The organism is Streptomyces sp. NPDC096013 (assembly GCF_044763565.1).
Taxonomy (GTDB): Bacteria; Actinomycetota; Actinomycetes; order Streptomycetales; family Streptomycetaceae; genus Streptomyces.
Window position 1 is genome coordinate 17,732 of the sequence record NZ_JBIWGK010000028.1, and the last position, 13,113, is coordinate 30,844.

Below are 13,113 nucleotides of genomic sequence, written 5' to 3' on the forward strand. Positions count from 1 at the left end.
TCTTCCGTTGCTCTTCCGCGCTAGCCGTCCAGCAGGCACAACCCCGCCCCGGTACCCGTTCCCCCACATCCCTCGCGAGGACACCCCAGATGCACTCCGCACCCACGCTGTCTGATGCCGCCCAGGGCGCGTTACAGGGGTGTTCTGATGGCCGCTAGTGACATGTCCCTGATCATGCATGTGGCGGGCCGTGATGATGATCTGCGGTTGGCTCTGGAAGATCTCCAGGTCGGCCGCTGGCTGTCCACCAAGAACCTGCTCGCCCACACGGACAGTGGGGCGCTGCGTACCTCCCGCAGCCAGGTCCTGGCGGCTGTCGCCGCGAACGGGTTCGCCGTCGACGCCTGGTGCCTGGAGGAACCGGGTAGCGCTGACGCGCTGATGATGCGGGCAAGGGTGCTGGCCCAGCGGGCGCTGAACGCTCACCGTGACGGCGCGGACCGCCACGCCCTCTCCCCGCTGATCGACGCAGCCCTCAGGGCCTGCTGGGACGGCACTCGCCGCTGGCCCTACGACCCGGTGTTCTGGGTGTGTCTGCTGTCCCTGGCCCAGTTGGACATCGATCCCCGCCGCAGGATCCGCGTGGAGCACTGGGCGCATCCGCCGGAGGCGCTTCTGCCGCCGGGGCCATGGCCCCTGCTGTGGGAGGCGAACAGACGCGACCCGGGCAACCGGGAGGCCTACCACCGGATGCTTCAGTGTTTTCACGCCCGGGGCAACGGCGCGGTCGATTTCACGCGGTGGGTGTGCTCCGTGGCGCCGACAGGGTCGGTACTGCTGACCTTGCCCCTCTACGCCTACGCCGAGGAGTACCGCAGCCGCACGGCCGGCGGCCAGGTCTCCAGCTCCCTCGGCTTCTGGACCAACGAGCTGATCCAGTACCACGTCGCCCGCGCACGGGACGGATGGTTCGCCTACGTCACCGACCGGGCCGACTGCTCCCTGCTGGACCTCAACCACCTGGCCTACGCGTTGACCGCCTCCGGCCTGCCGGGCGCAGGCGCGGTGTTCGAGGCGATCGGACCGTACGCCACGCGCGCGCCGTGGGCGCAGCTCAGCGAGAGCGGCTGGTGGCAGGAGGAGTTCCTCAAGGCCCGTGCCTTCGCCCTGAAACAGAAGGCGTGAGGCCGATGAGAAGTCGAGCACCCCCGGCCCGCGACGCGCTCCCGGCAACACCCCACGGTTTCCCGGGCTCGCGAAGCGGTCCCGGCAACACCCCACGGTTTCCCTTCGATCCAGAGGACTTCTCACGGTGTCTGCAAGAACTGCCTCCCACCGGCTGGGTGACGACAACGCTGTTCTGGCCGGACTGGGCTACCACGCTGTGCTGGCGCGCCGCATGGGCCCGTTCGGGAACTTCGCGATCAGCTTCTCCGTCATCAGCATCCTGTCCGGCTGCATGACGCTGTACGGCTTCGGCCTGAACACCGGCGGCCCGGCCGTGATCATGTGGGGCTGGGCCGGTGTCGGCCTCATGGTCCTGCTGCTGGGCCTGTCGCTCGGTGAGGTGGCCTCCGCCTACCCCACCTCCGGTGGCCTCTACTACATGGCCCACCGCCTCGGCGGTCCCCGCTGGGCGTGGGTGACGGGCTGGCTGAACCTGCTCGGGCTGCTGGGCGCGATCGCCGGTATCGACTACGGCGCCGCTCTGTTCGTGGGGGCGCTCGCCAACCTTCAGTGGGGATTTGCGCCGACACCGCAGAAGACCATGGTGATCTTCACCGTGATTCTGCTGCTGCACGCCGTCCTCAATACGTTCGGCGTGCGCCTGGTCAGCCTCCTGAACAGCATCAGCGTGTGGTGGCACCTGCTGGGCGTCGGCGTCATCGTCGGCACGCTGTTCATCGCCCCCGTCCCACACCAGAGCGCCGACTTTGTGTTCACGCACTTCAACAACGGCACCGGTTTCGGCAACGGCCTGTATGTGACCGCGCTCGGCCTGCTGCTGGCGCAGTACACATTCTGCGGCTACGACGCTTCCTCCCACCTGTCGGAGGAGACCACCCAGGCCCAGATATCGGCTCCCAAGGGCATCGTCCGCTCGATCTGGGTGTCGTGGATCGCCGGGTTCATTCTGCTGGCCGGGCTGACCTTCTCCATCCAGGACTACGCCGGGACCCAGGGCAGCGCCACCGGCGTGCCGCCCGCGCAGATCTTCCTCGACGTCCTCGGCCCCACCGGCGCCAAGATCCTCATGCTGATCGTGATCGTGGCCCAACTGTTCTGCGGCAACGCCGAGACCGCCGCAGCGAGCCGGATGGTGTTCGCCTTCTCCCGTGACGGCGCCGTCCCCTTCGCCGCCACCTGGCGGCGCGTCAGCACTCGCACCCAGACCCCCGTCGCCGCGGTGTGGCTGGCCGCCGGCGTCGCGCTCGTCCTGGCGCTGCCCTCGCTGTACTCACCCACCGCCTACGCCGCCGTCACCGCCATCAACGTCATCGGCATCACCCCCGCCTACGCCATCCCCGTCTACCTGCGGCTGCGCGTCGGCGACAGGTTCCAGCCGGGCCCCTGGCACCTCGGCCGCTGGAGCAAGCCGGTCGGCTGGACCGCCGTGGCGTGGGTCGCGTTCGTCACCGTCCTGTTCTGCCTGCCCCAGGTCTCCCCGGTCACCGTCGACTCGATGAACTACGCAGGCGTCGCCCTGATCGCGGTCCTGCTCCTGGCATGGGTGCTGTGGGTCACCCGCGGCCGCCGCACCTACAAGATCCCCCTCCTGGGCAGCACCGTCCACCACAACGCCCTCTCCGACGAGGTCATCTGATGAACGACCAGCACACCGACCTCCCGGCCCAGCTCACGGGCCTGATCTCTCCGGACGCCTTACGGGCCGCAGTGAAACGCGGAGAGATCACCACCCTCATGCTCGCGGTCCCGGACATGCAGGGCCGGGCCAAGGGCAAGATCCTCAGCGCGCCCGTCTTCGTGGAGCGGATGAATGCCGAGGCGGAGATGTGCGCCTACGTCCTGGCCACCGACGTCAACATGACCCCGCTCGGCGGGTTCGACCTCACCGGCTGGGAGCAGGGCTACGGCGACCTCGGCGTGACGGCCGACACAGCCAGCATCCGCCTGCTGCCCCACTTGCCCGGCAACGCCCTGGTCATGGGGGATGTCTTCCACCACGATGGCAAGCCTGTCGAGGTCGCCCCGCGCCAGATGCTGCGCACGCAGCTAGAGCGGCTGGCCGACATCGGCTACCACGTCGCGGTGGGCACCGAGGTGGAATTCCTGCTCTACCAGGGCACGCCGCAGGACGCGCACCAAGCCGGATACCAAGGGCTGCGCCCGGCGTGGCCGCACAATCTCGACTACGCCCTCGGGCATCCTCCGCAGGCCGCTGACTTCTTCCGCCACCTCCACGACGCCCTCCAAGATGCCGGCATCCCCGTCGAGGCGATCAAGACCGAAGGCGCTGCGGGCCAGGTGGAGGTGACCTTCGTCTACGGGGACGTGATGGCGGCTTGCGACGCCTACACCGCCTTCAAACTGATCGTCGAGGACCTGGCTCAGCGGCACGGCATGACAGCCGCCTTCATGGCGGCACCCGCCACCGGCGTGGGCAACGGGCTCCACCTGCACCTGTCGCTGTGGTCCCCGCACGGCAACGCCTTCACCTACCACCGCGGCGACGATCTGCCCCCGGTGATGGAACGGGCCATCGCCGGCCTGCTCTCCGGGATGCCGCACCTGGCCCCGCTCTATGCCCCCACCCCCAACTCCTACAAGCGGTACGCCCCGTACACCTTCGCTCCCACCCGCTACACCTGGGGCTTCGACAACCGCGGCTGCGCCGTCCGCGTCACCGGCGCCGGTGAGAACGCGCACCTGGAGATCCGCCTGCCCGGCGCCGACGCCAACCCCTACCTCGCCCTGAGTGCCGCTTGCGCAGCCACCATCCACGGCCTCCAGGACCACCCTGATCTGCCGCCACCGTGCGCGGGTGACCCGTACACGGTGGCCGACGTGGCTGCCGTGCCGGTCGATCTCACGGAAGCCGTACGCGGCTTCGACGGACACAAGATCGCGCACGACGCTTTCGGTGAAGGCGTCGTGCGCCACTACGCCCGCGCCGCCCGCGCCGAACTCGACTGGCACCGCAGCCGCGTCACCGACACAGAACGGCAACGCGGCATCCGCTGAACACCTGCCGCCGGGTGAGTTCCCCCCTCTCGGCGGCAGGGCCACAACATCCTCGTTCCCCCCCGGAGGGTGGGGAACGAGGGCCCCGGCTCCCGGCCCTGACACGGCCGGGAGATGGTCCGAGCCTTGGTGGGTCCGGACCCGTCCTGGTCCCCGCCGGGTGGTGCCGGCGGGAACCAGGACAACACCCCTCACCCACACTCCCGACAGCCTTTACGGCGACGGGACACAACAACCACTGAGTGACCAATGCCCCCGGCGCGGGGACAACTGCCCTACTTGTGAATCCCCACGGGCAGGACATGACCCGCGCCGGTTCCAGTTGAAGTCCCACCGACAAAGGAGCCGATGTGACGATCACTCCCGAAGCACCCGCCGAGTCCGCTGTTCCCGAGTTCCTTGAACTGGAGATCACGGGCAGGTGTCAGCTCACCTGCCCGTCCCTCTGCTACGCGAAGGCGGGTCCCACCGAGGGGCACGGCAGCATGACGACCGACGATTGGAAGCGGGTCATCAGCGAGGCCGCCGAGATCGGCGTGAAGAAAGTCCAGTTCATCGGCGGTGAGCCGACCCTTCGCCCCGACTTCGAGGGCCTCGTGCACTGCGCCCTGGTGCTCGGGCTCGACGTGCAGGTCTACAGCAACGTGTACCGCGTGAGGCATGAGCACTGGGAGCTGTTCGGGCATCGGAAGGTGTCCCTGGCGACGTCGTACTACAGCGACGTGGCGGAGGAGCACGAGCAAGTCACGGGCCGGAAGGGCTCGCACGCCGCGACCAGGGCGAACATCATTGAGGCCGTTCGCCGCGGCAGTCCGCTTCAGGTCGGCATTGTCGAGGTGTTCGACGGGCAGCGTGTGACGGAAGCCCGTGAGGAGCTGCTCGCCCTGGGCGTCGGCCGGGTGGGTACGGACCGTGTCCGCAGCGTCGGGCGCGGCGAGACGCATGAACCGAGCGTCAGCGACTTGTGCGGCAACTGTGCGAAGGGGCGGGCTGCCGTCATGACCGACGGTACGGTCACGCCGTGCGTGCTGGGCCGCTTCCTCGGCACGGGCAACGCGAGGGCCGACGGGCTTGCAGAAGTGTTCGGCGGACAGATGTGGGCGGAGACTGCGGCCAGGATTCCGCCGCGCGCGGGGGCGTGTCCGCCTGACGACTCGGGCGACTGCGATCCGTCGAACACCGAAGCCTGCGAACCTGCTTACTAGGCCGAGGAGGACGAAGACGATGAAGTGGCTACCCCTGGCCCGGCGTCTGGCGCACGAGGTCGTACGGCCGGAGTCCCGTTGGCACACCGCTGTGGCCACCGTGCCGCGACACCAGTTCGTTCCGCGCTGGTGGGAGGCAGCCGACGACGGCCGGTGGATGCTGCGCGACGGCGGCGGCGATGTTCAGACGTGGCTGGAGACCGTCTACTCCGATCAGACGCTGATCACCCGAGTCGACGCTGTCCATGCCGACACCGTGGCCGGCCCCGACGTGGACATACCGGTCGAGGGGGCGCCCACCTCGTCGTCGACGTTGCCCAGCCTCGTCGTACGGATGTACCGGCACGCGATGATCGACGATCGTCATCGGGTGCTGGTCACCACGGGCAGCGGCTACGGTACGTCCCTGGCCTGCGCGCGGCTCGGCGATGACTGGGTCACGAGTGTCGACGTCGACGAACAACTCGTGACGACGGCCAAGGACCGGCTGAAGCTGTGCGGCTATCAGCCACAGGTGGAGGTCTGCGACATCACCGGGACCCTGCCCGGCAGGTACGACCGGATCGTTGCCACCGTGTCGGTGCGGCCCGTGCCGCTCACCTGGCTTCACGCGCTGCGGCCGGGCGGCCGACTCGTGACGACGATCGCCGGCACCGGGATGATCCTGACCGCCGACAAGAACGCAGACGGCGGCGCCACGGGACGAATCGAGTGGGACCGTGCCGGGTTCATGCAGACCCGAAAAGGTTCCGTCTACGAGCAGCCGCCGGGGGACACGTGGAAGGGAGCAGCGACAGACGACGGGGAGGAGATCACCACCAGCCGGTATCCGCTGCTGTATCCGCCCGATGCGTGGGACGTCATGTCGATGGTGGAGCTGAAGGTCCCCGGCATCGACTACCGGCGCGAGGTGGACGGCGACGCGCGCACGGTGTGGCTGCTGCATCCCGATGGCTCGTGGGCCCGCGCCACGGCGTCCGGACGCCTTGAGTCGCCGACCGTGCACCAAAGCGGTCCCCGGCGTTTGTGGGACGAGCTGGAGCGGGTTCGCAACCGCTTGAACCGGGAGGGGGCCCTTCCGGTATACGGCGCCCGGGTGACCATCACATCGGACGGCGCAACCACCCTGACCCGTGGCGGTTGGACCATCACCCTCTGATCCACGGGGTGGGACGGCGCTCCGCCCTGTCCACCCCGCCGCAAGACTCACGGCCGGCCCGTGCCGGTCGTGAGCCCCCCGGAGGCTCGGGGCGGGTCCACGACGCCCGCGCCGGTGGGCAGGCCAGACCCCGGCGCGGGATGCACCACCCGAACGGCAACGACAACCCCGACGAGAGGGAAGGTCATGACCGTCACTCTGGAACAGCCCGCCACCACACGGACGCGGGACCCGAAAGAACTCCTCAACGCGGTGGCTCCGCACATCACCGAGCTGACCGTGAACGTCTTCGACTCCGGCATGAGCTTGTGGGACCGCGAGATCGCCCTGCTGCTCCGCGACCACACCATGGTCCGGGACATGGCCGAGCGGATTCTCGGCAACGCCGTCACGTACACCATCGGCTGCATCGAGCACCCCGAGGCACACCTGGGTGTCGGCAAGCTCGTGGACATCGGCGTGCATCAGCTCATCCTCGACACCCCCGTCTGGTGGGGGATCTGCCGGCTCTACAACGGTGGCGCCTACAAGCACCATGCGCCGTTCGTTGAGCGCCACGGCGCATGGCCTGTGCCTGCGGACCGCGGAGTTCCTGACGTCCATCGGATTCGCGGTGGATGAGGAGCTGTGGGCCATCGACGGTGCGGACTGCTCGCCGTGCGACAACAAGGTCCCCGACAGCCACTGACCGGCTACAGTCGCCCCCGTCCTCCCGTGAGGGCGGGGGCGATGCGCCACCACACACAGAGGAACCACTGTGCCCGTACCGCACGACATCGCAGCCGAGACCGAACTGTGGGACACCTTCGCCGAGTCCGCCTTCAAGCCGGACGCCGAGCCGACGTTCTGCTGGACCCAGTACGCCGGTCACGGCCCCGGCCCCGAACTGCTGGGCGGTCCGCGCCGCGTGCTGGAGATCGGCTGTGGCACCGGCCGCGCCCTCGCGTTCCTTGCCGGGCAGGGCATTGAGGCCCACGGCGTCGACCTCTCCCCGGTCATGGTGAAGAAGACCAGCGAACGGTGGGCCGACACCGGGGCCGTCTTCCACCACGGGGAAGTCCTGGACTGGCTGGCCGGATGCCACGACCGCTACGACGCCGTGTACTCCATCTTCGGAGCAGCCTGGTTCACCAACCCTTCCCGTCTGTTCCCCTTGGTGCACGGCCGCCTCAACCCCGGCGGAGTGTTCGTCTTCTCCCAGCCGCCGGCCATCCCTGGCGCGTACGGCCCGCAAGGCATGTACAAGGGCGGCTTCGCGGGCAAGGCGATGTTCACGTACCGCTACAGCTACAAGCCGGCCGTGTGGGAACGGTTGCTCACGCGCGCCGGATTCGCCTCCGCCCAAGCCGAGTTGATCGACCCGCCGAAAGCCGGGCACATCGGGACACTGATCGTGCGCGCACGCCGCTAGTTCGACCCCTTGTGCGGCCCCGTCCGCCCGCTTCCCCCCATGGTGGGCGGGCGGGGCCTTATCCATCCTCCTGGCCCGCACTCAGCACGTCTGACTCACCTGTCTTCTGGAGCACCTCCGTGCCGACGCACCGCCTGACCGAAGTTCCCGCCGACGCGCTCAAAGCGATCGAAGCCGTAGCCGGGCCCGTCCTCGACGTCGAGATGCTCTCGGCCGGCTACAACAGCGAGATCGCTGCCCGCTTCCACTTCACCGGCGGCACGGTCTTCGTGAAGGGGCTGAGCCAAGACCACCCGCGGGTGTGGACGCAGCAGCGCGAGGCCGACGTCAATCCGCACACCGGCGGCATCGCCCCGGCCCTGCGGTGGCACATCCAGCAAGGCGGATGGAACCTCCTCGGATTCGAGGACCTAGGCGGCAGGCACGCCGACTACTCGCCGGGCTCCCCGGACCTGGAACTCGTCCTTCAAGCAATGTGGCGCCTGGCGCCGCTCGGCGCGCCGTCGTCGGTCGAACTCAAGACGATGCCTGCGCGGATGAGCGGGCACGTCGGCGATCCGGAAGAGGCGCGGCTGTTCGGCGGGGCCCACCTGCTGCACACCGACTGGAATCCGCAGAACGTCATGATCGTCGACGGCATGGCGCGGCTCGTCGACTGGGCGTGGGCCTCTCGCGGCGCCTCGTGGATCGACCCGGCGCTGTGGGTGATCTGGTTGATCGCCTCGGGCCACAGCGTGAACAGCGCCGAAAGCCTGGCCGGGCAGCACCCGGCATGGGACAGCGCGCCGGTTCGTTCCATCGACGCGTTCGCCCAGGCTCAGCGCCGGCTCTGGGAGACGATCGCGAGCGCCGACGAGCCGGACGAGTGGACACACAAGCTGCACGCCGCCGCGCGGGCCTGGGCAGAGCGGCGGCAGTGACGGCCGCTGACGGCCCGACGTACGGCGGCCCCCGCCGACGTCGCGTCGTTGGCGGCGTAAGACTCGCGGCCGGCCCGTGCCGGTCGTGAGCCCCCCGGAGGCTGGGGGGGGAGGGGGAGGCCGGGCCCGCTGGTGGGGGGGATGGAGAGTGGTCTGTGGTGTCAGGCTGCTGGTGCCTGTTCGACGGGCTGCTCGACTCCGAGGACGCGGCGGAGGTCGGCGGTGACGACGCGGAAGGAGCGGCCGGCCCGGACGACCTTGCACGGGAACTCACCGCTTCGAGCCAGCTGATAGGCCGTGGTGCGGCCTATCCCGAACGCCTTCGCTGCCGTCTCGACGTCGATCGTCGGTGGAAGGCTGAGTAGGTTGCCGACGGTGAGCTCCTGGGGCCCCGTGCTTGCCTCGTGGCTCATGCTCGCGTCACTCCCTGCCGTGTGATCCCGCTGCGCACTACTGCGCACGACTACGCGCACTACGACATCGCTTGCTATGGATCAACAGGTGGCGTACGTTGCCGACTAGGCGACTATGCAGAAGTACGCGCAAACTGCGCAGTGGAGTCGGAGGAGAGGCATGCCCGGACCGCGACGTGCTGGCGGTATATCGAAGCGCTGTGAGTGCCGCGACGAGGGCGGCCGACGACTCGGCGCGAAGTGCCCACAGCTGCCGAAGCGCAGCCACGGGAACTACCAGCTCAGGCAGGAACTCCCGCCGGACTCTCACGGCAACCGGAAGACGTTCCGGCGTACCGGCTACGCCACCAGCAAAGACGCTCAGGGCGACCTCGACAAGATCCGCGCCATCCTTGATCTGGTCGACGAGGGGGACCCTCACCGCGGTCACCAGATCACGGATCTCCTGGTGAGGGTGATGAGTGACCGGGCGAGCATCCCGGACGCGGCGGAGGTGAAGCGGCGTCTGGCTGGCGGGGTGGCACTCGACAGTGACATGACGGTCGGGGAGTGGCTCGATGCGTGGGTGGCGGCGAAGAAGACGAAGCGGCGCACGACCTCCGGGTACGTCTCGCATATCCGCGTTCACCTGAATCCGGGCCTGGGGCACTACCGGCTCGACCGGCTCAACGTCGGCCATGTGCAAGCGTTCGTCGACGCCATCGACGGCCAGAACGAGGTCATCCGAGCGGAAAACGCTGCGCGCCGGGAGCAAGAGGCGCGGTGCAAATGGCGTCCTGGGACGAAGGGTGGCCGGCCGTCACCGGAGGTCTCCGCGCGCCTGGCGGCCGAGCGGGAGAAGCTCCAAGCGATGCCGCCTTACCGCAAGGTCACCCCTGGGGCGGCGACGAAGCAGCGCATCCGGGCGACACTGCGGGCCGCACTCAACGCGGCGATCCGGAAGCAGCTGATCACGTTCAACCCGGCCGAGTGGGTCGAGCTGGAGTCCGGGAAGCGCCCGAAGGCGAAACTGTGGACGCCGAACCATGTCGCGCACTGGCGGCGTACCGGTGAGAAGCCGTCAGCGGTCATGGTGTGGACGCCCGATCAGCTCGGGGTCTTTCTCGACGAGGCCGAGGGCTCCCGCCTCTACTCGTTCTTCCATCTGATCGCCTTCCGCGGGCTCCGCCGCGGTGAGGGAGTCGGGCAGGACTGGCGGAACGTCGACCTGGACGCCGGGCTCATCACGCCGGCGAAGGCACTCGTCGTCGACAACTGGGAGGTGTTTGAGGACGACCCGAAGACCGAGGAGTCGGCTGCGACGATCGCCCTCGGCTCCCTCAATGTCGCTGTTCTGCGCGAGCATCGAGAACGACAGCGCGTCGAACGGGACGAGTGGAACCGGCACGCGGCCGAGGAGCGCGCGAGGGGGAAAGACGTCGCGGACTGGGCGGACACCGGCAAGGTCTGGACTGACCTTGACGGCACATGGCTTCACCCCGAGAAGGTGTCCGACGAGTTTCGCCGATCTACAGGCGGGCGGGACTGCCGCCGATCAACCTCCGCGACCTCCGCCACCTGGCGGCCACGCTGACACACGCCGGCGGCGGCGACATCTTCGCTGTGAAGAAGGTGCTCCACCACTCCACGATCCAGCTCACCGGCGACACGTACACCGAACTCCTTGAGGAGGTCGACCGGGATATCGCGGAGAAGGCGGCGTCCCTCGTCCCGCGCGCCCGGCGAGCGAGCGCTGCCAGGCCGCCAGAGGCGGAGGAGGTGGCGGGTGAGGAAGACGAGGACGGCGATCCGACGGCGGCGTAGGGCCTTGCGAGAGCAGCGACGCGGCACTCTCGTTGCCGCATGCCGGCGTACACGCGAATGTGCTCAACCGGTGGACCGTGCGTGGCCGATCCAGCCACCGTGATCGCGGACTGGCAGTGGCATCACCGCAGCGTGATCTCCTCTCCGATTGACTGCTCGCGGGCGGCGGCGACGACCAGGGCCGTGGCCGCGGCGTCCTGCGCTGCCACGCCGACCGACTTGTAGAGGGTGATCTGGTCCGGTGTGGTGCGCCCCGGTCTGCTGCCGGCGATGAGTTCGCCCAATTCGGCATGCACGTGAGTGGCTGTGATGAGGCCGGCGCGGATCGGCATGAGCAGGTCATTGCTGCCCGCAGGAAGCGGGGCAAGTACGGCCTGGCGCGATTCGACGCACACCAGAGCCTCTGTGACCGTGGCGTCGTCGATCTCGCGGCCGGCCGGGTTGTATCCCACAGACGTGATGTGTACCCCGGGTGTCAGCCAGGACCGGCGGATCACGGGGTCAACGGCGTGCGTCGTCGCGGCGGCGATGTCCGCGCCGTCGAGCGCCGCGGCGTAGCTGGAGACGGCCTGCACTTCGCCCTCCAGTACGGCTGAGAGTTCCGCGGCCAGGACAGCGGCTTTCGCCGGATCCCGGCCCGCGATGCGGATCTGTTGGATCGGGCGGACCCGACAGATTGCGCGGGCGTGGGACCGGGCCTGCACGCCGGTGCCCAGCACCGCCAGGACGGTCGCGTCCTCTCGGGCCAGCAGGCGCGCCGACAACGCGGAGCAGGCACCGGTGCGCGCTGCGGTGATGGCTGTACCGTCCAGCAGCGCAGTGGGCTCGCCGGTGTCCGGATCGAACGCCACGATCAGCGCCTGATGTGTAGGCCGCCGTGCCCCGTCGTTGTTCGGGAAGAGTGACACCAGCTTGGTCATCAGCACCCCGGCCGACGGCAGGAAGCCCGGCATGGCCGCCAGGAATCCATCGTGTTCGGGGACCAGGGCGGCGCCTCGGTCGGGGACCGAGGCGCGGCCTGCACTGAGGTCTGCCATCGCCGGGGCCAGGGCATCGATCAGCGAGTCCATGTCGAGCAGGGCCTCGACCTGCGAGCGGCCCAGAACAAGCATGCGCCTCAACCTCCTGATGCCGGTCGTCCGGTCGGGGACCCGTACAGCGAAAGCGTCGACCGCAGTCCCCATTCCCCCGGCTACGACACGCCGTTGCTCGTGGATACGCTCATCCGTACGCGCCTGAGCACATCAGCGTGTACGCCGACACCGCAGGTCACAGGCCTTCTCTGCTCGCCCCGTGCTCGCCCGAACACCCCGTCACGGGCTATCAGAAGTCGAAAGAGGCCGTCACGGCGGTCGCCGACGCGGACAGTCCGATAGGCTTGTGACCTGCACTCTTCGGCACGAGTCGACACGGTGCGTCAGTTGGTGTCACAAGGGCCAACGATCTTCCAGCCGTCTCATAATCCGTCGGCCGTGGGTTCGAGTCCCACCCGCCCCACCTGCACAGGCTTCTGACCTGCGGAAACGTTTGTTTTTGGGTGGCGGATCGTCAACTTTGCCTGGGCGGACTGAATCCGCTGCGCGTGAGTTCGGAGTCCAGTGGCGTTCTGGAGGTTCCAAGCCCTCTGACCTGCGGTGGTATGGGTGATCGGGGTTGTCGCTCGCAGTCCGGACGACTGCCCTGAGTATCGATGCCAGGATCCAGGGGCCGTACAGGGGCCGGGATGGCGCGGCCGTGTCCGGACGACGGTGTCTCCGGGCCGATGGTGCGGCTGGTGTTCAGTGGCAGCAGGCGGCTGTTGAGAGAGCGTCTGGCGACGGCCGAGCGGTCGAGGAAACGGCCCGAAGAGGAAACGGCGAACGCAGGTGTAGCGGCTTGTCGGACGAGCAGTGGGCGTTGGTCGAGCCGATGATCACGGCCTGGAAACAGGACCGGGTGAGCCGGTCGGAGACGGGAAAGCCCGGCACCTGTGGTCTCCGGGAGGTCGTGAACGCGGTCTTCTACCAGAACCGGGGGCTATGGGTGGCGTTGTCCGCCCCATGATCTGCCGGGCTGATCG

General features: G+C 68.7%; 9 protein-coding genes and 3 pseudogenes. 10 read left to right on the plus strand and 2 right to left on the minus strand.

The window, feature by feature from the left end:
• The first annotated feature begins 147 nt into the window (after window positions 1-147).
• The 8 genes and pseudogenes from ACIRB1_RS45125 (at window position 148) to ACIRB1_RS45160 (ending at window position 8,838) form a co-directional block, all read left to right on the plus strand.
• Window positions 148-1,125 (plus strand): hypothetical protein, encoded by a 978-nt coding sequence (locus tag ACIRB1_RS45125; RefSeq protein WP_403469790.1) that lies wholly within the window; start codon window positions 148-150, stop codon window positions 1,123-1,125.
• A 127-nt stretch (window positions 1,126-1,252) separates the two neighbouring features.
• Window positions 1,253-2,764, plus strand: coding sequence for an amino acid permease (locus ACIRB1_RS45130; RefSeq protein ID WP_403469791.1), 1,512 nt, complete (start codon window positions 1,253-1,255; stop codon window positions 2,762-2,764).
• Window positions 2,764-4,143: a glutamine synthetase family protein gene (locus ACIRB1_RS45135; RefSeq protein WP_403469792.1), complete on the plus strand. Its 1,380-nt coding sequence runs from the start codon at window positions 2,764-2,766 to the stop codon at window positions 4,141-4,143. The genes ACIRB1_RS45130 and ACIRB1_RS45135 overlap by 1 nt, the downstream gene beginning before the upstream one ends.
• A 350-nt stretch (window positions 4,144-4,493) precedes the next feature.
• Window positions 4,494-5,348 (plus strand): radical SAM protein, encoded by an 855-nt coding sequence (locus ACIRB1_RS45140; protein ID WP_403469793.1) that lies wholly within the window; start codon window positions 4,494-4,496, stop codon window positions 5,346-5,348.
• Between the two features lie 91 nt (window positions 5,349-5,439).
• Window positions 5,440-6,507 (plus strand): protein-L-isoaspartate(D-aspartate) O-methyltransferase, encoded by a 1,068-nt coding sequence (locus ACIRB1_RS45145; protein ID WP_403469794.1) that lies wholly within the window; start codon window positions 5,440-5,442, stop codon window positions 6,505-6,507.
• 186 nt (window positions 6,508-6,693) lie between these two features.
• A pseudogene (locus ACIRB1_RS45150) lies at window positions 6,694-7,195 on the plus strand (hypothetical protein).
• Between the two features lie 69 nt (window positions 7,196-7,264).
• Window positions 7,265-7,918 carry a class I SAM-dependent methyltransferase gene (locus ACIRB1_RS45155; protein ID WP_403469795.1) on the plus strand — a complete coding sequence of 218 codons (654 nt, stop codon included), beginning with the start codon at window positions 7,265-7,267 and terminating at the stop codon, window positions 7,916-7,918.
• A 119-nt stretch (window positions 7,919-8,037) separates the two neighbouring features.
• Window positions 8,038-8,838: an aminoglycoside phosphotransferase gene (locus ACIRB1_RS45160; protein ID WP_403469796.1), complete on the plus strand. Its 801-nt coding sequence runs from the start codon at window positions 8,038-8,040 to the stop codon at window positions 8,836-8,838.
• Between the two features lie 161 nt (window positions 8,839-8,999).
• On the opposite strand, the gene ACIRB1_RS45165 is transcribed toward ACIRB1_RS45160, so the two are convergent.
• Window positions 9,000-9,251, minus strand: a complete 252-nt coding sequence (locus ACIRB1_RS45165) for a helix-turn-helix domain-containing protein (RefSeq protein ID WP_403469797.1) — start codon at window positions 9,249-9,251, stop codon at window positions 9,000-9,002.
• 160 nt (window positions 9,252-9,411) lie between these two features.
• Here ACIRB1_RS45165 and xerC point away from each other — a divergent pair.
• A pseudogene (gene xerC, locus ACIRB1_RS45170) lies at window positions 9,412-11,054 on the plus strand (tyrosine recombinase XerC).
• 122 nt (window positions 11,055-11,176) lie between these two features.
• Here xerC and ACIRB1_RS45175 read toward each other — a convergent pair.
• A complete protein-coding gene (locus ACIRB1_RS45175) occupies window positions 11,177-12,166 on the minus strand; it encodes an ornithine cyclodeaminase family protein (protein ID WP_403469798.1) in 990 nt (329 codons plus the stop codon).
• A 796-nt stretch (window positions 12,167-12,962) separates the two neighbouring features.
• Here ACIRB1_RS45175 and ACIRB1_RS45180 point away from each other — a divergent pair.
• Window positions 12,963-13,104, plus strand: a pseudogene (locus ACIRB1_RS45180) (transposase); the annotation flags it as partial.
• Window positions 13,105-13,113 lie beyond the last annotated feature (9 nt).